Below are 20,988 nucleotides of genomic sequence, written 5' to 3'. Positions count from 1 at the left end.
CGGGGCCTTTGGCGTTTGCCCGGCCGCGGCTTGATGGCCTATTTGGTGCGATCGAGACGCGGTGCGGTTGATGCGCCTATGAGCATGGCGAGTGCACCCAGGCCCAATGGCAGTCCGCCCAGGGTGGCGAGGCTTCCGACTATCAATGGTCCGCCTGCGTCACCGAGTTCCCTGCCGAGCTCGGCAGAGCCCATGGTCCTGCCCATCCGGCTGTGGGGCGTGTTGTCGGCCAAATGGGCGAACGCGAGCGGGGTGGCCGTTCCGACCCCGGCCCCGATCAGGAGGGCGGCGATGAACACGGTGAGGGGTCCCGGGGCGAGGGCTACGATTCCGACGCCCGCGGCGGAGAGCAGCAGCCCGGCCCTTATTCCCGCCGTGTCGCCGATCCTTTGCTGGTCACGTCGTTTCCCGATCCATGGCTGGATGATGGCCGAAGCGATGGCCAGGACACTTACGGCGGCGGTCCCCGCAACGGGATCGAGCCCGTGACGGGTGGCGAGGGCCGGCAGGAACCCGATGGCCGCGCCTAGTGCGCCCGTGGACGCTGCCAGTACAGTCGTCGGCACGAGGAAGCTCCGTTCGGTGATCTGCCGGGCGAGGTCAAGGACGGTGTATCTGGTCCGGGGAACGGGTTCGAACCGTGGCAGGCTCACCGCTACCCATACAGCGGTGGCCGCCGCGAGGGCTGACAGGACCGCAAAGAGCAGCGCGAAGCCCCCGACATGGATCAGGCCAGCTCCCAGGAGCGGGCCGAGGACGTAGCCGAGGCCTTTCCAGGATCCGTACCGGCCGAAGTATTTCCCTGCGTTCCTGCCGCCGGCCAGTCGTGCCACGGTGGCCGATGAAGCAGGAGAAAATGCCGCTGCGGCTGCTCCCTGGCCCAGACGGGTCAGGCCCAGCGGGAGCGGGTCCGCCGCCCACAACCCCAACAGCGAGAAACCGGCGAATGCCAGAAGGCCCCAGACGATGACCGGCTTGGCGCCTATCCGGTCACTGAGGGCACCGAAGACGGGCTTGAGAAACACTTCGGCCAGATCGTAAACGGCCAGCAGGATGCCTAGGTTGAGCAGGCTCAGGCCGATGTTCCCGCTCTGGGCCCCTATTCCTGAAGCAATGCTGTGGGCCCCGAAAGCAGTCACGAAACCCGCTGCGTAGAGAGGAATGGTATGCCCGTGGATCTCCCGGGCGGTCCTGGTGGGGCTCACTGGTGCACCTGAAGGTAGACAAGATCTGAAAATTTTTCAAGAACCGCGGCGCACCGGGCAAGTTCGGTCTCCGCCGCATCGACCAGCGGGCTGGCGAAGACCGCCTTGGAGCGGTTGCTGCGGAACCATCGGCGAAGCCTCTCCAGGCTCTGCTCTTCTTCCTCCAGTTCGGCCAGGGTGAACTTGCGCTTCGCGATTTCCTTGGCAACTTCTTCGTTGAATTTGCCGCAGTCCGCCGTGAACTCGGCCCACTCATCGGCCCTGGCCGCTTCGAAAAGCCTGCGCAGCTGGGCGGCATCGGCGTCGTCAGCGTTCGTCGTCAGCAAAACGAGTTCTCCGTCGCCGGCCCGAGCCAGCTCACGGGCCCTCTCGGCACCCGTCCTGCACACCGGAACGTCCGGGGCGGTCCAGGCACCCTGCCCCACGGGAACCGCGCCGAAACGGCGAAGCTCCCGCCAAACGGCTACCCGGTGCCTGGAGGGTTGGGAGGGAACCTGGACGATCATCACGAGCCAGGACGTGCGCTGTTCACTAGTCACAAAGCAAAGTGTAACGATTGTTACAAGGAATCCTTCCCTCGTGGACGGCACCAACGCGGTCTCATCACATCCGCGGTCGAGGACCCGAGAGTTCGCGACTAGTTTGGCGGATCGTTTCCCACGAACGTTCCGGGGGGCATCCAGGCGCCAAACACGGGGCCGGGATCCGGCCGCTTTGCGTGCCGCCCGTCGTCGGAGATTCGTTGTTTGAGACGTTGCAGCACCCATGGGAACAAGTGCTCGCGTGCCCACACAATGTCATCGGTCCTAGCTTCGCGCCAGCTGCGCCCGGGTAGGTCTTTCGGTGTCATCGGTTCCAAGGCATGGGCGACGTTGAGGGTATCCAGCACCATGATTGCGATGGTGTGCTGTCCCAAGGGGGAGAAGTGCAGCCGGTCCGGATCCCACATTCGTGGGTGGGTGAGTTGGCGCAGGGCCCAGAGGTCGGCGATTACCGCATCGTGGCGTGCGGCGATGGTGCGCAGGTTCTCGTTGAAGATGGCCACCCTGGCGCGGGTGTGTCCCAACACGGGCGTAGCGCCCCAGTCCGGTCCGGCAAACAGTACAACCGTTGCGCCGGCAGCGGCGAGGAGTTGCACGCCGGCGTCCATCCGGACGGCGAGTTTGTCGGGATCGCTTCTGCGGAAGATCAGGTCATTGCCCCCGGCATTGAGAGTGATCAGATCCGGCTGCAGGGCAAGTGCGGGGCCGACCTGCTCATCCAGGATCTGATGGAGCAACCGTCCGCGGACCGCCAGATTCGCGTAAGCGAAATCGTCGTGTCCGGCGCTCAGTTCTTCCGCGACCCGGTCCGCCCAGCCTCGCAAGCCCCCAGGGCTGCGAGGCTCCGGATCTCCTACCCCTTCGGTAAAGGAATCACCCAGGGCCACATAACGGCTCCACGGGTGCAGGCGGGCACCGGAAACAACGGGGCCACCCTGCGCCGGACTATCGGCGCTGGGAGCGTTCATCCCTCCATACTGCTCCTGCCAGGCCGAACGCGCCACGGTGGCCTCTCTTCTTCGCTCGCCGGATGCGCATCCTAGAGTTATCCTGTGAGCTTCGAATTGCCCTCGCTGATCGATCCTGGACTGTGGTCACTCGTCGATGAATCCCGCGCTTTCTACGCCCGGCGGCCGGCTGGCCGTGGGCCGGGCAGTCGGGAAGAGCTGCTCGCATTCCGAGCGAGAGCGGCGGCACCTGCGCAGTGCGATCCACGGCCAATCGCAGAACTGGCAAGCGCGCATGGGCGAAGCGTTCCTGTCCGGATCCACGTGCCGGCCAGTGCCCCGGTGGCGGGCGTATTCCTGGAAATCCACGGCGGCGGCTTCTACATGGGCTCGGCCGCCGGAAGCGACGTTCGCAACAGGCGGCTTGCGGATGCGCTGGGTATTGCAGTGGTCAGCGTGGATTATCGACTCGCTCCGGAGCACCCGTGGCCTTCCGCACCCGACGACTGCGAGACAGCGGCGCTGTGGCTGGTGGAGCATGCCGAACGCCGTTTTGGCACAGCCAAACTCGCTATCGGTGGCTTTTCTGCGGGGGCGACGCTGGCGTTGTCTACGCTTGTGCGGTTGCGCGACCGCGGGGTCACGGCTTTCGGCGGCGGGGTGCTGCAGTTCGGCACTTATGACCTCGCCGCGAAGACGCCGGCCGGACGCCGGATCGCCGACGAGTATTTTCTCCACGCCTATGCGGGGACCGCTCCGGATCGCACACACCCCGACCTCTCGCCGCTCTTCGCCGAGCCCGCGGGCCTACCGCCGATCCTGATCGTGATCGGCAGCGACGACATCCTCCTGGAAGACAATCTCGCCATGGCCACGGAGCTGTCGGCCGCCGGTGTCGAGGTCGATCTGCGAATTTATCCCGCTTCCCCCCACGGCTTCACCGGGCACGCGACGCCGATGGCACGGGCCGCCCTCGAACACATCGACGCATGGCTTCGGATTCGGCTGGGCCCAGCAGACTGAATCGCTCAGCCGGGGCGACCACGCGGGTCGATTCCGGCACCAATGCGCAAGGTGCGACACACTTGGGCGGGTGGCAGACAGGTATAGAGCATGAGGCACCCTTCCAACGCTCCTGACCGGGAGCGCACCTTCAGATTGCTGTATGAACTCGTCTACCCAGAGCTCATGAGATTTGTTCAACGCCGCGCCCACCCTGACCACGCCGAAGACGTCGTCGCCGACGCATTCCTTGTCGTGTGGCGCCGCCTCGATGAGTTGCCGAGCAGCCATGGTGACGCGAGGGCATGGATGTTCGGCATTACGCGAAACATTCTGCTAAACACCCACCGGGGCGAACGGCGTCGTTTAGCACTCGGTGTTCGTCTCGCAGACTCCGCCGCTCTGGCCTACCTCGACGAAGACGCTGACCCGATCGTGAATCGCGTGGACCTAGGCAGGGCATGGCGTGCGCTATCGGAGGTCCATCAGGAGGCCTTGGGCCTTATTGTCTTCGAAGACCTCAAAGCACCACAGGCAGCCGCAGTACTCGGCATCTCACCGGTCGCCTTCCGTCTGCGAGTGAGCCGCGCCCGCCGAGCCCTTCGCCTTCTCCTCGAACACCTACCCCGGCAGTCCCGCACACCTGCGGCTTCTTTCGAAAGGACAACCACGCCATGACGCGCAATCAAGAGATCGATACTCTGCTTCGATCACTGGACGCCGCGGACCACAGGGCCCCCGTCGACAGTGAAAGGGCCGACGCCGATCTTCTCCGCATCTTGTCCACCGACCCGGCAGAGACACCATCCGAGCGCCCCTCGATGAGGAGCGCCGCCCGCAATCGTAGGCCTCAAAGCAGCAGATGGACCTCCCGCAGGGTCGCCGTGGTCGGAGGAATGGTGGCGGTGGTCACTGCAGGCCTGGTTGTCTTGCCGTCCTTGTCAGGCGGGGATCCTGCGTTTGCCAGCTGGACGCCCGTTCCGGCCGGCATGACTGAAACTGAACGTGCCAGTGCCGCCGCGGAGTGCCGCGAATCCAAGAAGCATGTAGGGGGTGGAATGTACGCTGACGACGTCGACTCGGCTGCGGTAGCGATTGCCGAGCGGCGCGGCGTGTGGACCACGGTGGTGCTCACGGGTGAGGGCGGGTTTTCGGCGCTGTGTATCACCGATGACGCCGTCAGTCTTTTCGGTAAGGGCATGATCGGATCGGTTGGAAAGTCCAGCCCTCACACGGTTCCGGGCCCGCGTGAGATGACCGCCACAGCTCTAGGGACGGGAACCATGAGCGCAGGCGACATTTCCTTGGCGGCCGGCATCGCGGGCTCTGACATTCTCTCAATCGTCTATAGAAGCCGGACCCACGGGGGCGTGACAGCGACCGTGTCCCGGGGACGCTTCGCCTTGTGGCTGCCAGGAGACGAACTGCGGAACGCGTCGAGCGATGGTGCCGAGGTCGAAGTGACCTACCAAGACGGCACTACGGGAACGAGTCGTCTGACCCTTTAGGACAAGCAGACACGTGAGGGGCCCTTTAGCCCGAAACAAAAGAAACCCCTGACGCGCGGAAGCGCGGTCAGGGGTTCTTTCGAATGCGGGCGTTACTCGGAGCGCTGACCTTCGTTGGAGTCGTCCCCGGCGCCGCCGGTGAACATCAAGCCCTTGGGCTGGATGGAGGCGAGTTCCTTGATCGGGGCGAGAGCGCCCGTTCCCAAGTCCAGGTTTGCCAGGTAGGCGGGTCCGGCGTCGGGCACCACCGTGGAGACGGCTTCGCCGGCCTTGAACGGGCCAGTGATGGAGAAGACCTTGTTGTCCTTCGGATCCGTGACCAGGAGGGTCTGGTTGGAGTGGGCCGCGAAGACGGTGTCATCCAAGGGCTGGGCAACCGAAAGCACCTGGAGAGCTTGCTTGCTGCTGCCCGGGTTGGAAGCGAAGATCAACTGCTGGTCCGCCTGCGCATCAAGCATGAACGAGTTCTTGAACCGCGGAGCGGCCGCCGGAACCTGTGTGTTGGAGTCCGGGTCCGTCAGGCCGAGCGTGGTCGCCTTTCCAGCCTGGGGGCCATTGGCTGCGGTAGCCTTAGCGCTGTCGCCGAAAAGGGGCGTCAGTTTGGCGGTGGCGCCTTCCAATGCGACGGAATAGGCGGCGGGACCCGAAGTATCAACCGGCGCCGAGGCACTGACGAGGATCTTGCCGTTCACGACAGATACGGCATCGGTTCCCCCACCGTGGGTGAGGCCCGAATATGTGTACGTGGTCAGCGGCTTGGCCTGCTCAGGGCTGAGGGTCGAGAAGCTCGAGTTGCCGTCCTCGTTGGCGGTGAGGAGGAGACGGTGGTGTTCCGGATCGGCCGTAAGCCCGTCAACCTTGCCCGTGACTTGCCAGGACTTGCCGGGCTTTCCGTCGAGGCTGAACTGCTGAACAGTGCTGGCTGTGGTGCCGTTTGCAGAAGCCTCGCCCAAGGGGCCTACGCCATTCTGGAACGAGACGTACACGGAGTCGCCCATCCGCGTGATGTCGTCAGGTGCTGACTCGGTGCCGACCGGGGAGAAGGTCTTCACGGTGAATCCAGCGGCCGCGGCGTGTGCTTCGCCCTCGTCAGCGGCGGATGCCGGCAGGGCAACGGAGGCAAGAGTAGAAGCAGCGACTGCGGCGCTGATCAATACCATCGAGGTCCGCTTGAGCTTGTTGGGTGTAACAGGCATTGAAAATCGTCCTTAGATTGGGGAAACGATGTCCCCGCCAACCTATGGAGGCGGGCTGGGAGGGAACCCTGTAAAGGGCAAACACCGGGAGACCCGGAGGTTAACGGCAACCATTCGCGCTTCGGACGATGACGCTACGCAAGACAGCAGTCCGCCAAGAGGTCGGTGCACCTGCTTGCTTGTGTGGAGCACTGTCATTGCTGTAAGTTACTCACCAGTAACTTACGCGAAGGAGTGTCATGTCCAAGGCAGCAATCGACCTCGAGGATCTCCCGTACGCCGACGGCGACTTCTATGGCTTTGAGCAATTGCTCACGGGCAAGGAGCAGGACCGACTGGCCGAGATCCGGGCTTTCCTTTCCCGTGAGGTCAAACCGATTGCCGTCGATTGCTGGAACCGCGGGGAATTCCCCATGGACCTGATTCCCAAACTGGCCGAGATTGACCTCGTCAGTCCGGTCAGGCGGCAAGGCTATTCCAACGTGTTCGCTGGCCTTGTGCACGCAGAGGCAACCCGCGCCGATGCCTCGATTGCCACGTTCATGGGCGTTCATGATGGCTTGTTCACTGGCTCCATCGAAGCGCTGGCATCTCGAGAGCAGCAGGACGCCTGGCTGCCCGACATATACTCCCTCAAGAAGATCGGCGCCTTTGGGCTGACCGAGCCATTGGGCGGCTCGGACGTCGCAGGCGGCACCCGGACCACTGCGCGCCGCGACGGCGGCAACTGGATCCTCAACGGGGCCAAGCGCTGGATCGGCAATGCCACTTTCTCGGACTGGGTTGTGGTCTTCGCCCGCGACCTCGGCGACAACCAGGTCAAGGGGTTCCTGGTGGACACGAGCCTCCCCGGTTTCAAGGCCAGCAAGATCGAGAACAAGATCTCGCTGCGCACCGTCCAGAACGCCGATATCACCCTTGAGAACGTGGTGGTCCCGGACTTCTTCAAACTGGCCAATGCCAACAGCTTCAGGGACACCAACAAGGTGCTCAAAGTCACGCGGCTTTCGGTCGCGTGGCAGGCTGTGGGCCAGCAGCTTGCGGCATTCGACGTCGCCCGCCGCTACGCGGTTGAACGGATGCAGTTCGGGAGGCCCCTGGCATCGTTCCAATTGGTGCAGCAACAACTCGTGCAGATCCTGGGCAACACAGTGAGCTCCATGGGCATGATGGTCCGTCTCGCTCAACTTGAGGATGCCGGCGTGGCCAAGGACGAGCAGTCCGCGCTGGCGAAAGCCTTCACTACGGCCCGCATGCGCGAAAGCGTTGCCCTGGGCCGCGGCATCCTGGGCGGCAACGGCATTGTCACGGACTATGGGATGGCAAAGATCTTCGCCGACGCCGAGGCGATCTACTCCTACGAGGGCACCCACGAAATCAACACCCTTGTCACGGGAAGGGCCATCACGGGCATTTCCGCCATCGTCTAGAGGCAGCACATCGTGTAGCGGAAGCAACACGGAAGGCCGGAGATCCGTGACGAAGGCGAGCGGGTTGACGTAGTCGTCCCCATTCCGCACTCCCCAGTGGAGGCACGGTGATCCCGCGCAGTGGCCGATTCTCACTACGCCGATGGATTGGCCCTTGTTGACCGTGGCGCCCTCTGCGAGTTCGCTGTCCACGGGCTCTAAGCTGCTCCGTAGCCCGCCCCCGTGGTCGATGGTGATCACCGGGCGGTCCACCACGACGCCCACGAAGCTCACGGTGCCGTCGGCGGGCGTGGCGACTGTGACGCCGTCGTCCGCTGCTCGTAAATCCACGCCGCGGTGCCCGCTCAACCACGGCTTGTCCGGAGGGTCGAAGCCGCGCAGGACCGCCGGCTTGGGGGAGAGCGGCCACGCCCAGCCCGGGCGGATTCCGGACGGGCTGGTCGCGCCCGGCGGCGACGACGCGGCGGCAGGCGCCGTGCCCAAGGCAACGAGCAAAAGAACGTGGGCCGGAAGATGTGCAGTTCTCATGGACCAAGCCTTCGTCGGCGCCGGAGTGTCCGGAAGCCGCCAGTTCGGCTATGTGGAAAACGGTGCGGGAAACCTGCCGGAGGATGGAGGCTGAATCCGGGGCTTTGCGGTCATAAGGCTGGAGGCGCTGTAGTACACTTGGTGGAGCAGTTTGCTGTGCCCTCAAGCTTGTTCAGAAGCGCTTCTCATTCAGTTGCGCGGGGGTCCCAGGCTGACTACGCGTATCCAACCCTCCAACTGCGAATCCTCATGGATTCAGTGCTGCGGAGGATTGTGCCTCTTGCGGTCCGGCGAGTCATTGGCCGGATGAGAAGTGCAATGGATGCCAGGAGCCACGGCCCGTTCGGGTCCGGCTAATTAACCGTCAACTATTGGCAGGGTAAGAGCGGCCCGTGTGGCTCTCTCATGAATGACCTGCCGGAAGGAGCGTCGGCATGCCCGTCGTAACAATGCGCCAGCTGCTTGACAGCGGCGTCCACTTTGGACACCAGACCCGTCGTTGGAACCCGAAGATGAAGCGATTTATCTTCACGGAGCGCAACGGCATCTACATCATTGACCTTCAGCAGTCGCTGTCCTACATCGACCGCGCTTTCGAGTTCGTCAAGGCTACTGTCGCCCACGGCGGCACCGTCCTGTTCGTCGGCACCAAGAAGCAGGCTCAGGAAGCAATTTCCGAGCAGGCTACCCGTGTTGGCCAGCCGTACGTCAACCAGCGTTGGTTGGGCGGTATGCTCACCAACTTCCAGACCGTTGCCAAGCGCATCCAGCGCATGAAGGAACTCGAAGAGATCAACTTCGAGGACGTCGCAGGCTCGGGTTACACCAAGAAGGAGCTCCTGCTCCTTCGCCGTGAACTCACCAAGCTGGAAACCAACCTCGGTGGTATCCGCAACCTGACCAAGGCTCCTTCCGTTCTGTGGGTTGTTGACACGAAGAAGGAACACCTGGCTGTTGACGAAGCCAAGAAGCTGAACATCCCGGTTGTTGCCATCCTGGACACCAACTGCGATCCCGACGAAGTTGACTTCCCGATCCCGGGTAACGACGACGCCATCCGCTCCGTAAACCTGTTGACCCGCGTGGTTGCCGACGCCGTTGCTGAGGGCCTCATCGCCCGTAACCAGCGCGCAACCGGTGCTGCAGAGGCTCCGGAAGAGCCGCTGGCTGAGTGGGAGCGCGAGCTCCTCGAAGGCAGCAAGGCCGAAGCTGCTGAAGCTCCGGTTGCTGAGGCTCCGGCCGAAGCCCCGGTTGCAGAAGCTGCTGAAGCTCCGGCTGCGGAAGCTGTCGAAGCCCCGGCCGCCGAGGCCACCGAAGCTGCTGCTGGCGAAGCCGAAGCAGACAAGTAAATCCGGACCTTTCCCGCACCAATTTCGATGCGGGGAGCTACTGACAGGATGGCGGCCCACTAGGTGGGCTGCCGTCCTGTCAGTCCGTAAACACATAAATTTCTAGACAGAGGGGTTCACATGGCGAACTACACTGCTGCTGACATCAAGGCCCTGCGCGAGCGCACCGGCGCCGGCATGATGGACGTCAAGAAGGCTCTTGACGAGGCCAACGGCGACGCCGAGAAGGCCATCGAGATCATCCGCATCAAGGGCCTCAAGGGCGCTACCAAGCGTGAAGGCCGCTCCACCGCTGAAGGCCTGGTTGCAGCCAAGGTCACCGGCGGCGTTGGCGTAATGATCGAGGTCAACTGCGAGACCGACTTCGTCGCCAAGGCTGACAAGTTCATCCAGCTGGCCGACAAGGTCCTGGCCGTCGCCGTCGAGTCCGGCGCTGCCGACCTCGAGACCCTGCTGGCCATCGACGTCGACGGCAAGCCCCTTTCCGAGGTTGTCGTCGAAGAAGGCGCCGTTCTCGGCGAAAAGGTTGTTGTCCGCCGCATTGCCCGCATTGAAGGCGGCACGGTTGACGCTTACCTGCACAAGACCTCCAAGGACCTCCCGGCCCAGGTCGGCGTCCTGTTCGCCGTTGAGGGCGAGGGCGACGCCGCTGCTACCGCAGCCCACGACGTTGCCGTCCACGTTGCAGCAATGGCCCCGAACTACCTGAGCCGCGAAGACGTCCCGGCCGAGCTGGTCGAGTCCGAGCGCCGCATCGCCGAAGAGACCGCCAAGGCCGAAGGCAAGCCGGAAGCCGCTCTCACCAAGATCGTCGAAGGCCGCGTGACGGGCTTCTACAAGGGTGAAGTTCTCCTGGACCAGGCATTCGCCAAGGACTCCAAGAAGACCGTTGCACAGGTCCTCGAAGAGGCCGGTGTCAAGGCAACTGCCGTTGCCCGTTTCCGCGTCGGAAACTAGTTAGACATACAAAAGGGGTGGTCACTTCGGTGGCCGCCCCTTTTGCATGCAACGACAGGCCCGCACCGAGTGCATCCACGGCCGGCAGCTTTCTGCCCGGCCCCCAGCAAGATAATCTAGCCAGAGTCCACAAACGGGAAGGCACCATGGAAACCGAGAACACTGCAAGCCATCCGGAGAAGACCCGTCGTCGTGTACTGCTGAAGCTGTCCGGCGAGGTCATCGGAGGCGGGAAGCTTGGTGTGGACCCGGAAACCGTCCGCGCCATCGCCAAGCAAATCGCCGCCGCTGTTTCCGAGGTCGAGGTGGCAATCGTCGTCGGCGGCGGTAACTTCTTCCGCGGCGCCGAACTGTCACAGAGCGGCATGGACCGTTCCCGCGCCGACTACATGGGAATGCTCGGCACTGTCATGAATTGCCTGGCGCTGCAGGATTTCCTGGAGCAGGCCGGCGTCGAGACCCGCGTTCAGAGCGCCATCACGATGGGACAGGTAGCCGAGGCCTACATTCCGCGCCGTGCCATCCGCCACATGGAGAAGGGCCGCGTCGTCATCTTCGGTGCAGGCGCAGGTCTTCCGTACTTCTCCACTGACACCGTGGCGGCCCAGCGTGCACTCGAAGTGCATGCCGACGTCGTCCTCATGGCGAAGAGCGGTGTGGATGGCGTGTACACCGCGGATCCCAAGAAGGATCCCACGGCCGAGAAACTCGAAAAGCTCAGCTACGACGAGGCCCTGCGCCGTGACATCCGCGTCATGGACCAGACGGCCATGACCATGTGCAAGGACAACAATTTGTCCATGGTTGTCTTCGGCATGGAAGGCGAAGGGAACGTCACCCGGGCCATTCTCGGCGAAAAGCTGGGCACCCTGGTCACCCCCTAGCAAGGGCTAGGATATTTCTAGGACTCTTCCGCCCGCAGGGGCGGAAATTTATTGTGCATTGCGGCCCGTGGACCGGGGCGCGACTATTTCTGAGGAGAAACCGTGATCGAAGAAACCTTGCTCGAAGCCGGGGAAAAGATGGACAAGGCGGTCGAGGTAGCCAAGGAGGATTTCGCGTCGATCCGTACCGGTCGTGCGAACCCCGGACTCTACAACAAGGTGATCGTGGAATACTACGGCACCCCCACACCTCTGCAGCAGCTGGCTTCCTTCGCTATTCCGGACGCCAGGACCATCCTGATCACGCCCTTTGACAAGACCTCAATGCGCGACATCGAAAGGGCCTTGAGCGACTCCGAGGTCGGCGCCAATCCGTCCAACGACGGCAACGTCATCCGGATCACCATCCCGGAGCTCACCCAGGAACGCCGCAAGGAATACGTCAAGATCGTCAAGGGCAAGGGTGAGGACGCAAAGGTTTCCATCCGAAGCATCCGGCGCAAGGCCAAGGACGCCCTGGACAAGCTCGTCAAGGACGGCGAAGCCGGCGAAGACGAGGGTGCCCGCGGCGAAAAGGAACTCGACGCGATCACCAAGGCACACGTCGACGGTATCGACGAGCTCCTCAAGCGCAAGGAAGCCGAGCTGCTCGAGGTCTGATGAGCGAGGCTGAGCCGGCGCCCGCGCAGGGAATTCCCACCCGCGCCAGACGCCAACGAGGCAACCCAACGCCCAAGGCCGGCCGGAATCTTCCGGCCGCCATCGGCGTCGGGCTCGCCATGCTCTTTGCCGTTCTCGGCGGGCTGCTGTTCCTGCCGCTGGGTTTCGTTCTCCTGACCACCGCGTTTGCGGTCCTCGGCGTGTGGGAAATTTTTCGTGCGCTCGAAGCCCAGGGCACCAGGATGCCGATCATCCCCGTGCTGACCGGTACCGTGGCGATGCCGCTGGCGGCTTACTTCGGTGGCACCGAAAGCCTGCTCTTCGCGATGGTGCTGAGCAGCACGGCCGTCCTGCTCTGGCGTTCGCTTGAAAGCGCTGCCGGCGCTCCGCGCAGCGTCTTCTCCGGAATCTTCACGCTTGCCTGGGTGCCTTTCCTGATCAGCTTTGCCATCCTGCCTCTCCACACGGGCGGGGGAGCGACGACGGCGGGTCCCTGGCCCGCCGGGCAGGTTCCGGCGGGTGCCTGGCAGATTGCCGTGATGTTGCTGCTGGTAGTGTCCAACGATACTTTCGGGTACCTCGTCGGGGCGCTGTTCGGCAAGCATCCGATGGCTCCCAAGATCAGCCCCAAAAAGACCTGGGAAGGGTTCGCTGGCTCGGTGGCAGGCGCCATGGTCATCGGGATCCTCGCCAGCATCTTCGTCCTGGGCAGGCCCTGGTGGGTCGGCGTGGTGCTTGCCGTAGGCATGGTGGCCGCGGCTACCGCCGGTGACCTCGCGGAGTCCATGGTCAAACGGGAACTTGGCGTCAAGGACATGAGTAGCATCCTGCCCGGACACGGCGGGATCATGGACCGGCTCGACTCGATCGTCTTCGCGGCTCCGTCAGCATATATTCTTTTCGCGCTGTTGAGCGGCGCCTGACAACCACCCAGAAGGAAAGCAGTGGCAGTGGACATTCGTCGCCAGATCCCCGCAGCATTTGAGCGCGTGGCGCACAGCAAGTACGGCTACAACGCAAAGCAAGTGGACCAGTTTTTCCAGCGCGCCCGGTTGTCTTTTGAAAACAGGGCCGAGGCCTCGGAGAAAATCGGCAGCAGCGATGTCCGTGCGGTTTCGTTTGATCCTGTCAAGGGGGGCTACGACGCCACCGCTGTGGACGCCGCATTGGACCGCCTCGAAGATGCCTTCGCCCGGCGTGAACGCGACGAGCTGATCGCTGCCGAAGGCGAGGACGCCTGGTTGCTGAAAATCGGCAAACTCTCCGGAGTGTTGCGCGGCCGTTTGCACAGGCCCGATGGCGAACGTTTCCGCCGGCCGGACAAGAAGCGTGCGCGGAGCTACAACATCGCCGAGGTCGATGCCTTGTGCGTCTCCCTGATCGGTTACCTGGAGAACGACAAACCGTTGAGCGTCGACAACGTCCGCCGAGCCGCATTCTCCGAGGCCCGCGGGCGCGACGGCTACGAAGAGGCGCAGGTTGATGCTTTCCTAGACCGGGTCGTCGAGCTCATGGCGGCGATCGACTAGCAAAGACAGCCGGGCTCCCGGCGCCTTCAGCGCCCGGCGCCTTCAGCGCCCGGCGCCTTCAGCGCCCGGCGCCTTCAGCGCCCGGCGCCTTCAGCGCCCGGCGCCTTCAGCGCCCGGCGCCTTCAGCGCCCGGCGCCTTCAGCGCCCTCGGCCGAAATCCCTCAACGGAGCTGGCGCTCCGTGGCCACCGGCCGTTCCGGGACATGGAGCCTGGTCATAAGCCGGGTCACGGTCCCGGGGATCCGGTGTTTCGTGGCCCGCGAGACGAGCACCATCACGGCAAACGCGGCCGGAACCGTCCACGCCGCGGGCTGGGCAATCCATCCGGGCGCGGCGGAACCGATGATCGTGCTCGATACGAGCGCACCCCCGCACAGGACGGCTCCCGTCAGCATGCCGGCAATCGCGCCTGCGTCGCTCAGGCCCCGCCACCAAATGCCCAGGACCAGGACCGGACAAATGGTGGACGCCGTGAAAGCGAACACCAGCCCTACACTGCCGGCCAGGGCCATCGAATCCGTGGTGAACGCAAAAGCCAGGGGGACGGCGACCGCCAGGAGGGTGGCCACCCGGAATCCGTGCACGCTCCCGCCAAGAAGGTCCTGGCTGATAACGCCGGCCAGCGAAACCACCAATCCCGACGTCGTCGAGAGGAATGCGGCAAATGCGCCAGCGACCACCAACGCCGACAGCAGATCGCCGGGCACGCCACCGAGCAGCTTTCCAGGCAGCAGCAGGACCATGGCGTCGGGCCGTCCGTTGCGTGCAAGCTCAGGTGCGAAGACCCGCCCGAGCAGGCCGGACGCCGTCGGGAACAAATAGAAGACCGACAACAGGCCCAGCACGATAAGGGTGGTCCGGCGGGCCGATTGGCCGTCCGGGTTGGTGTAGAAGCGCACAAGGACGTGGGGGAGTCCCAGCGTTCCGAAAAGCAGTGCCACCAGGAGCGAGACAGTCTGGTAGAGCCCGGCTGCGGGGAGGCCCGTGGGATTGCTGGATGCCTCCGCAAGGACCGGTGAGCCGCCGCCGGTCTGGTTCAGCAGCAGGAACACGACAGGCACTGCCAACGCCGTTAACTTGAGCCAGTATTGGAAAGCCTGGACGAAGGTGATGGAGCGCATGCCACCGACCACTACCGTCACGCAGACCACGGCGACGACGGCGATGGAGCCCACCCAGGAAGGCAATCCCGTGCTGATCCGGATGGTGAGCCCGGCGCCTTGAAGCTGCGGCACGATGTAGAGCCATCCGACTGCCACGACGATAAGGCTCGTCACGCGTCGAACGGCTTTCGACTCGAGCCTGGCCTCCGTGAAATCCGGAATCGTGTAGGCGCCCGATCGTCGCAAGGGCGCGGCCACGAACAGCAGCAGCATCAGGTAGCCGGCCGTGTAGCCCACGGGGAACCACAGAGCATCCGTCCCGGTCAGTAGGATCAGTCCTGCGACCCCCAGGAAACTCGCGGCCGACAGGTATTCGCCGCCGATCGCCGAGGCGTTCCACCATGGCCGGACAGTGCGGGATGCCACGTAAAAGTCGCCGGTGGTGCGCGAAATGCGCAAGCCGTAGAAGCCGATCGCCGCCGTCGCGAGCGCGACACCCACAAAAGCGGCGAGCCCGACGGCGGGATTCACTTCTCCTCCACAAGATCGCGGTAGCGGGCTTCGTTCCTTGCCGCGGAGCGGTTGTACAGCCAGGCGCTCAGGCCGATCACCGGATAAAGTGCCGCTCCAAGAATGATCCAATTGACCGGGATGCCGAGAATCCGCATTTGCGCGAGCGGGGGGACCAGCGCCACCATGGAGCCGTAGGCGGCCAGGACCAGCAGGAATCCGGAAGCCACAACCACAGCCAGGCGCAACTGCGAACGGATGAGTGACCGGACGAAGACCTGCCCGACGTCCGAGTCCTCGGCGGCCTCGCGCGAATGGTATGGACGCATCGGGGCTATCCGGGCAGCTGACTGCGGGGCCGTGACCCTGACGCGGGTCATCCTTGTGGCCGGATCCGGGTGGCCTCGAGTTTGTCCCGCACGGCCGGAAGATGCCTGCGGCTGATCGGCAGTTCGGCGCCGGCAACGGTGACACTTGGCCGGGCCGCGGCGAGTTTCATATGCCCCACGTGGTTGAGGGACATCAGATAGGAGCGGTGGATGCGGATGAATCCGGCTTCCGCCCACTGCTGTTCGAGGTCGCTCAGGGATACCCGGATCAGGTAGCTCGCCTCTGCGGTGTGCAGCCGGGCGTAGTCTCCCTGAGCCTGGACGTAGCTGACGTCGTCCCTCCGGATCATGCGGGTGGTTCCGCCTTGGTCGACGGTGATCATCTCGGGCACCTTGCTGCCGTCCTTGATGAGCTCGCTGATGCGGCTGATGGACCTCGCCAGGCGCTCGGCACGCACCGGTTTGAGCAGATAGTCGACCGCGGCCAGTTCGAACGCCTCAAGCGCACAGTCCTCGTCGGCGGTGACGAAGACGACGGCGGGAGGGCGGGCGCTGCGCGAGATGGCGCGGGCGATGTCCAAACCGGAAAGCGCGGGCATGTGGATGTCCAGGAAGACAGCGTCCACGGATTCCGCTTCGAGGGCGCTGAGGGCTTCGGCGCCCGAGACTGCGCGGTGGATGGCACCGATGCGCTCGTCCCGACCCAGCAGGTAGGCGAGCTCTTCAACGGCGGGGAGCTCGTCGTCGGCGACGAGTACGTTGATCATGGTTATAGGTTAGCCTCAGGCATCATGGCTCGGCTGGGACTTTGGCACGCGGATGGTGATCAAGGTGCCCTCGCCCGGTGCGGTTTCGATGACGAGGCCGTGTTCGTCCCCGTAGACCTGCCGAAGTCGGGCATCGACGTTTCGCAGTCCAACGTGGTCGCCGTCGGCGTGCCCCGCCAGGACAGAGCGCAGGTGTTCCGGATCAATGCCCACGCCGTCGTCCTCGATGGTGACCTCCGCGAACGCCCCGGAGTCGTTGGCGCAGATGGTGATGTGCCCGGGTCCTTCCTTCGCTTCAAGCCCATGGCGCACGGCGTTTTCCACGAGCGGTTGCAGGCTCAGGAAGGGAATCACAGTGCTCAGGACTTCGGGCGCGATCCGGAGGCTCACTTGCACCCGGTCTCCGAAGCGTGCCTTCTCCAACAGCAAGTAGCGGTCGATGCTCCGAAGTTCCTCCGCCAGGGTGGTGAAATCACCGTGGCGGCGGAAGGAATACCGGGTGAAATCCGCGAACTCGACCACCAACTCCCTCGCCCTGGCGGGGTCAGTATTGATGAATGAGGCAATTGCGTTGAGCGAGTTGTAGATGAAGTGGGGGCTGATTTGTGCGCGCAGGGCCCTGACTTCGGCCTCCATGAGCAAGGTGCGTGAAGCATCGAGCTCGGCCAATTCGACTTGCACGGCCACCCAGTCGGCCAGCTCGCTTGTCGCGCGGACCAACCCGGCACCGGTTTGCGGGGCGAAGGCTGCGACGGCTCCCACCACGCGGTTTCCGGCCCTGATCGGCGCGACGACGGCGTTCAGTGCGTGCGAAGCCGGGACAACCACGGTCCGCCCGTCGGAGAGCACTCCCGAGGCGAGCTCCATCAGTACCGCTTTGAGTTCTTCCGCCGCGCCATCCCACGCCAGGACTGACTCGGTGTCGGTGATCGCCAGGGCGTCGCAGCCAAGCAGGGAACGCAATTGCTTGCTCGCCTTGGCCGCTCCCGCCGCGTGGAGCCCGGTGCGCAGGTGCTGTCCCGCGCGCGACGCCGCGTGCAGGGTCTGGTAGGTGGCCCTCTCGGCATCGGTTCCCAGTTCGCGGAAGGAACGGATCACCTTGAGGCCGACCCCGACGACGATCGCCACGGCGAGCACGATGACCGCAATGGCGGCGGCGGTGACGAGCGGGGAATCCGGCATGGAGCAAGACTAGCGAACCCACCGTTCGGCGCAGCAACGTGCCCGCTGGGCGACGCCTGTGCCGGTGAATCTGGAAGTGGCGCAGCCGCCGGGCGGATAGTGATTCCAGTCACATCGGCCAGGAGTGTGGTCGATGTAGACGTCCACAACCAGGAGGAAGCCATGGGTAACGAGGCCCAGACACCGGACGCAGCAGCGTCCGTTGATTTCCAGGAAGTCCAGCAAACGGGGCAGTTTCAGGAGCTTCGCAAGCGCCACCGCAGTTTTGTCTTTCCAATGGCCATCGCATTCCTGCTTTGGTACTTCGCTTACGTCCTGCTGGCTGACTACGCGGTGGGCTTCATGTCCACCAAGCTGTGGGGCAACATCAACGTCGGCTTGGTCTTGGGCCTGCTGCAGTTCGTCTCAACTTTCGGAATTACGGGCTGGTACGTTCACTACTCCAACAGCAAACTGGACCCGATAGCCACGGAAATCCGAAATGAGATCGAGGGCCATGAGTTCGACAAGGGCAGCACCGTGAGGGGGGCAGCGAAATGAGTGCCATGGTCCCGATGGTCAACGTTGCCGCTCTGAAGGACACCACGCTGTTGAACATGGGAATCTTCGCCCTGTTTGTCCTGGTCACCATGGTGATCGTCCTCCGGGCCAGCCGGAACAACAAAACGGCTGCCGACTACTATGCCGCCGGGCGCTCGTTCACCGGTTCGCAGAACGGCACCGCCATCGCCGGCGACTACCTCTCCGCGGCCTCCTTCCTCGGGATCACCGGGGCGATCGCCGTCAACGGCTACGACGGCTTCCTGTATTCGATCGGGTTCCTCGTCGCATGGCTTGTCGCGTTGCTGCTTGTCGCCGAACTCATGCGCAACACGGGTAAGTTCACCATGGCCGATGTGCTTTCCTTCCGGCTGCGCCAGCGACCGGTGCGGATCGCCGCGGCCCTCACGACTTTGGTCGTCTGCTTTTTCTACCTGCTGGCGCAGATGGCCGGCGCCGGAAGCCTCATTTCCTTGCTCCTGGGCATCAGCGACTGGGGCGGACAAGCCTTGGTGATTGTCGTCGTCGGCGCCCTCATGATCATGTACGTGCTGATCGGAGGAATGAAGGGCACCACTTGGGTCCAGATCATCAAAGCCGTGCTGCTCATCTGCGGTGCGGCAGTCATGACGCTCTGGGTGCTGTCCATCTACGGCTTCAACCTGTCGAACCTGTTGGGTGCTGCCGCAGACTCTGCCAAGAACCCCAACGTGCTGAACCCCGGCCTGCAGTACGGCAAGACCGAGACCTCCAAGCTGGACTTCCTGTCCCTCGGCTTGGCACTCGTCCTCGGCACGGCCGCCCTGCCACACGTGCTGATGCGCTTCTACACTGTGCCCACGGCGAAGGAAGCCCGCAAATCGGTGGTCTGGTCCATCTGGCTGATCGGGTTGTTCTATCTGTTTACCCTGGTCCTCGGCTACGGCGCGGCAGCCCTCGTTGGAGCCGACACCATCAAATCGGCCCCGGGCGGGGTGAACTCCGCTGCGCCGCTCCTGGCGTTCCACCTGGGCGGGCCTTTGCTGCTCGGCTTCATCTCGGCCGTCGCGTTCGCTACGATCCTTGCGGTGGTGGCCGGTTTGACGATCACGGCAGCGACGTCGTTCGCCCACGATATCTATGCAAACGTCATTTCCAAGGGCAAGGCCGGCGCCGGAACCGAGGTCAAAGTGGCCCGGCGGACCGTGGTGGTCATCGGGGTCCTTGCGATCATTGGCGGTATTTTCGCCAATGGCCAGAACGTAGCGTTCCTCGTCGCCCTCGCCTTCGCAGTGGCGGCATCAGCGAATTTGCCGACCATCCTCTACTCCCTGTTCTGGAAGAAGTTCACCACCCAGGGCGCCACGTGGAGCATGTACGGCGGACTGTCGGCGGCCATCATCCTGATTGCCTTGTCGCCGGTTGTTTCCGGTGCCAAAACGTCAATGATCCCGGGCGCTAACTTCGCGATCTTCCCGCTGAGCAACCCGGGTATCGTGTCCATTCCGCTCGCCTTCCTGCTTGGCTGGCTCGGAACCGTCCTGGACAAGCGGCGCGAAGACACGTCGAAGCAGGCCGAGATGGAAGTCCGTTCCCTGACCGGCGTCGGAGCCGAGAAAGCGGTGAACCACTAGGCCTACCGGTCCAACAAGCAGTAATCCCTCCCGCACTCAGTGTGGGAGGGATTTCTGCTGCAGATTGGCGGGACGCCTTAGTGGTTATGGCCGCCCGGCAGCGAGTGCTCTCCGTGCGGGACGGCGTGCGCTCCGGCCACCGAGGCGGCGAGGCCCGGCGTCGTAATTGCTGCGACGACGACGGCGGCGGCGAAGGCAGCCCCTAAGAGCGCGCCGGCCCTCGGGGAACCCGAGGTGGCTCCGCCGTCGTCCTCTAGGAACCTGCGGGCGAGCCAGGCAGAGGATCCCAGAGCCATCAGGACCAGGAAAAGAGCCGCCAGATGCCCGCCGTCGAGCACTCTTTGGGCCATGCCGCCAACCAGGAATCCAACATGGACAATGACGGCGACGAGGAGGCCCATGGTTGTCGGCTTACGGAACCGGAGCCGCCCCCGCTGGAGACTGGCAATCGAGCTCGCCAGCAGCGCCAGGCCCCAGGCCGCGAAGACGCCGCCCGCCCACACCAGCGGTCCCCGGCTCGAAATGTAGCTCGATGCGATGGAAAGTTCCACGAGGCCGGCCCCCATGCCCGCGAAGCACGAAAACAGGGTGAGGGATGCCCCGGCGGTGGGTCCAACGGACGTCGCTGCTTGAGCTGACACGGACGGCTCCTTATGGGTTTCGAGGTTTCTAGACGTGGGCCCTGGCGGTGGCGGCCGGAACCTTGTCCTGCGAGAGCCCGATGCCGAGGAGCACCACTGCGCTTGCGAGGTGCAGGACGTTGTCTGCGCCGTTGAGGGCAATGATGTTAAGGGCGGAGCCCACAAGGAACAGTCCGAGGATGCCGACAAGCAAGTAGACCGCGCCGACCGTGGTGTTGATGGTCTTGGACAGCACAGTGCTGTTCATGCCCGCGTAGAGAAGGGCGGCGCCGATGGCGAGGTGGATGATGTTGTGCAGGGGGTTTACCGCAAAGATGATCAGATTGGCACCCTCGGTGGCGAAGAATCCAATTCCCGAGGTGACGAAGAATCCAACGACACCCACGAGCAGGTAGACGGCGCCAAAGATGGTGGCGATCAGGCGGTTGGGCGAAGTGCGCATGGTCCAAACCTTCCGGTATGGCCGGTTTCATATCCGGCCTTGTGTTCGAAACCCCGGACGGGGCTCTCAACCAGTTATTCGGACCACCCGGGGTTATGGATGGGTGGGATGGGACGAATTTTTT

The 20,988-nt window shown here is 63.9% G+C and carries 22 protein-coding genes and 1 pseudogene; 12 read left to right on the top strand and 11 right to left on the bottom strand.

Going from position 1 to position 20,988, the window contains the following annotated elements; genetic code table 11:
- Positions 1-38: 38 nt before the first annotated feature.
- The 3 genes from ACSVHC_RS03600 to ACSVHC_RS03590 form a co-directional block, all read right to left on the bottom strand.
- Positions 39-1,205, bottom strand: coding sequence for an MFS transporter (locus ACSVHC_RS03600; protein ID WP_437773050.1), 1,167 nt, complete (start codon positions 1,203-1,205; stop codon positions 39-41).
- On the bottom strand, positions 1,202-1,744 hold the full coding sequence (locus ACSVHC_RS03595) for a Chromate resistance protein ChrB (protein ID WP_437773051.1): 543 nt from the start codon (positions 1,742-1,744) through the stop codon (positions 1,202-1,204). The genes ACSVHC_RS03600 and ACSVHC_RS03595 overlap by 4 nt, the downstream gene beginning before the upstream one ends.
- Before the next feature lie 98 nt (positions 1,745-1,842).
- Positions 1,843-2,715, bottom strand: coding sequence for an SGNH/GDSL hydrolase family protein (locus ACSVHC_RS03590; RefSeq protein WP_437773052.1), 873 nt, complete (start codon positions 2,713-2,715; stop codon positions 1,843-1,845).
- Between the two features lie 84 nt (positions 2,716-2,799).
- Here ACSVHC_RS03590 and ACSVHC_RS03585 point away from each other — a divergent pair, with 84 nt between their 5' ends.
- From ACSVHC_RS03585 to ACSVHC_RS03575, 3 genes are all read left to right on the top strand, one after another.
- Positions 2,800-3,717 carry an alpha/beta hydrolase gene (locus ACSVHC_RS03585; protein ID WP_439180587.1) on the top strand — a complete coding sequence of 306 codons (918 nt, stop codon included), beginning with the start codon at positions 2,800-2,802 and terminating at the stop codon, positions 3,715-3,717.
- Between the two features lie 90 nt (positions 3,718-3,807).
- Entirely contained in the window at positions 3,808-4,374 is a 567-nt protein-coding gene (locus ACSVHC_RS03580) for an RNA polymerase sigma factor (RefSeq protein ID WP_439180586.1), read from the top strand.
- Positions 4,371-5,204 carry a hypothetical protein gene (locus ACSVHC_RS03575; protein WP_437773055.1) on the top strand — a complete coding sequence of 278 codons (834 nt, stop codon included), beginning with the start codon at positions 4,371-4,373 and terminating at the stop codon, positions 5,202-5,204. The genes ACSVHC_RS03580 and ACSVHC_RS03575 overlap by 4 nt, the downstream gene beginning before the upstream one ends.
- A gap of 92 nt (positions 5,205-5,296) precedes the next feature.
- Here the strand turns inward: ACSVHC_RS03575 and ACSVHC_RS03570 are convergent, their stop codons facing one another.
- On the bottom strand, positions 5,297-6,400 hold the full coding sequence (locus tag ACSVHC_RS03570) for a hypothetical protein (protein ID WP_437773056.1): 1,104 nt from the start codon (positions 6,398-6,400) through the stop codon (positions 5,297-5,299).
- Between the two features lie 239 nt (positions 6,401-6,639).
- On the opposite strand from ACSVHC_RS03570, the gene ACSVHC_RS03565 reads away from it, so the two are divergent.
- Positions 6,640-7,830 carry an acyl-CoA dehydrogenase family protein gene (locus ACSVHC_RS03565; protein ID WP_437773057.1) on the top strand — a complete coding sequence of 397 codons (1,191 nt, stop codon included), beginning with the start codon at positions 6,640-6,642 and terminating at the stop codon, positions 7,828-7,830.
- A gap of 120 nt (positions 7,831-7,950) precedes the next feature.
- Here ACSVHC_RS03565 and ACSVHC_RS03560 read toward each other — a convergent pair.
- Positions 7,951-8,358, bottom strand: a pseudogene (locus ACSVHC_RS03560) (peptidoglycan DD-metalloendopeptidase family protein); the annotation flags it as partial.
- Between the two features lie 434 nt (positions 8,359-8,792).
- Here ACSVHC_RS03560 and rpsB point away from each other — a divergent pair.
- The 6 genes from rpsB to ACSVHC_RS03530 all read left to right on the top strand — a co-directional run bounded on the left by rpsB (position 8,793) and on the right by ACSVHC_RS03530 (position 13,737).
- Positions 8,793-9,707 carry a 30S ribosomal protein S2 gene (gene rpsB / locus ACSVHC_RS03555; RefSeq protein WP_437773058.1) on the top strand — a complete coding sequence of 305 codons (915 nt, stop codon included), beginning with the start codon at positions 8,793-8,795 and terminating at the stop codon, positions 9,705-9,707.
- Between the two features lie 120 nt (positions 9,708-9,827).
- A complete protein-coding gene (tsf, locus tag ACSVHC_RS03550) occupies positions 9,828-10,664 on the top strand; it encodes a translation elongation factor Ts (RefSeq protein WP_234753056.1) in 837 nt (278 codons plus the stop codon).
- A gap of 146 nt (positions 10,665-10,810) precedes the next feature.
- Positions 10,811-11,548, top strand: a complete 738-nt coding sequence (gene pyrH / locus ACSVHC_RS03545) for a UMP kinase (RefSeq protein ID WP_437773059.1) — start codon at positions 10,811-10,813, stop codon at positions 11,546-11,548.
- A gap of 102 nt (positions 11,549-11,650) precedes the next feature.
- The gene (gene frr / locus ACSVHC_RS03540) at positions 11,651-12,208 is read left to right on the top strand and encodes a ribosome recycling factor (RefSeq protein ID WP_078105729.1); all 558 of its coding nucleotides are present in this window, start codon (positions 11,651-11,653) and stop codon (positions 12,206-12,208) included.
- The gene (locus tag ACSVHC_RS03535; RefSeq protein ID WP_437773060.1) at positions 12,208-13,131 is read left to right on the top strand and encodes a phosphatidate cytidylyltransferase; all 924 of its coding nucleotides are present in this window, start codon (positions 12,208-12,210) and stop codon (positions 13,129-13,131) included. Before frr ends, ACSVHC_RS03535 begins: the two co-directional genes overlap by 1 nt.
- A 21-nt stretch (positions 13,132-13,152) precedes the next feature.
- Complete coding sequence (locus ACSVHC_RS03530) at positions 13,153-13,737, top strand: DivIVA domain-containing protein (RefSeq protein ID WP_437773061.1); 585 nt, start codon at positions 13,153-13,155, stop codon at positions 13,735-13,737.
- Positions 13,738-13,898: 161 nt separating this feature from the next.
- On the opposite strand, the gene ACSVHC_RS03525 is transcribed toward ACSVHC_RS03530, so the two are convergent.
- Genes ACSVHC_RS03525 through ACSVHC_RS03510 form a run of 4 tightly spaced genes read right to left on the bottom strand, consistent with a single transcriptional unit; the run spans position 13,899 to position 17,628 of the window.
- On the bottom strand, positions 13,899-15,371 hold the full coding sequence (locus ACSVHC_RS03525) for a sodium/solute symporter (protein ID WP_439180585.1): 1,473 nt from the start codon (positions 15,369-15,371) through the stop codon (positions 13,899-13,901).
- Positions 15,368-15,730 (bottom strand): hypothetical protein, encoded by a 363-nt coding sequence (locus tag ACSVHC_RS03520; RefSeq protein WP_437773063.1) that lies wholly within the window; start codon positions 15,728-15,730, stop codon positions 15,368-15,370. The genes ACSVHC_RS03525 and ACSVHC_RS03520 overlap by 4 nt, the downstream gene beginning before the upstream one ends.
- A complete protein-coding gene (locus ACSVHC_RS03515; RefSeq protein ID WP_437773064.1) occupies positions 15,727-16,446 on the bottom strand; it encodes a LytR/AlgR family response regulator transcription factor in 720 nt (239 codons plus the stop codon). The genes ACSVHC_RS03520 and ACSVHC_RS03515 overlap by 4 nt, the downstream gene beginning before the upstream one ends.
- A gap of 15 nt (positions 16,447-16,461) precedes the next feature.
- Complete coding sequence (locus ACSVHC_RS03510) at positions 16,462-17,628, bottom strand: histidine kinase (RefSeq protein ID WP_236816591.1); 1,167 nt, start codon at positions 17,626-17,628, stop codon at positions 16,462-16,464.
- Positions 17,629-17,790: 162 nt separating this feature from the next.
- Between ACSVHC_RS03510 and ACSVHC_RS03505 the strand changes: the two genes are divergently transcribed.
- Complete coding sequence (locus tag ACSVHC_RS03505) at positions 17,791-18,168, top strand: DUF485 domain-containing protein (protein WP_437773065.1); 378 nt, start codon at positions 17,791-17,793, stop codon at positions 18,166-18,168.
- Positions 18,165-19,781 carry a solute symporter family protein gene (locus ACSVHC_RS03500; RefSeq protein ID WP_437773066.1) on the top strand — a complete coding sequence of 539 codons (1,617 nt, stop codon included), beginning with the start codon at positions 18,165-18,167 and terminating at the stop codon, positions 19,779-19,781. The genes ACSVHC_RS03505 and ACSVHC_RS03500 overlap by 4 nt, the downstream gene beginning before the upstream one ends.
- A 77-nt stretch (positions 19,782-19,858) precedes the next feature.
- Here the strand turns inward: ACSVHC_RS03500 and ACSVHC_RS03495 are convergent, their stop codons facing one another.
- A complete protein-coding gene (locus ACSVHC_RS03495) occupies positions 19,859-20,422 on the bottom strand; it encodes a hypothetical protein (RefSeq protein WP_437773067.1) in 564 nt (187 codons plus the stop codon).
- A 28-nt stretch (positions 20,423-20,450) separates the two neighbouring features.
- Positions 20,451-20,864, bottom strand: coding sequence for a DUF4383 domain-containing protein (locus ACSVHC_RS03490; protein WP_437773068.1), 414 nt, complete (start codon positions 20,862-20,864; stop codon positions 20,451-20,453).
- Between the last annotated feature and the right edge of the window lie 124 nt (positions 20,865-20,988).

This window comes from Arthrobacter sp. KNU-44 (assembly GCF_051843155.1).
GTDB lineage: Bacteria > Actinomycetota > Actinomycetes > Actinomycetales > Micrococcaceae > Arthrobacter.
Note: the sequence above shows the minus strand (reverse complement) of the source record. Positions and strands in the feature narration are given on the sequence as shown.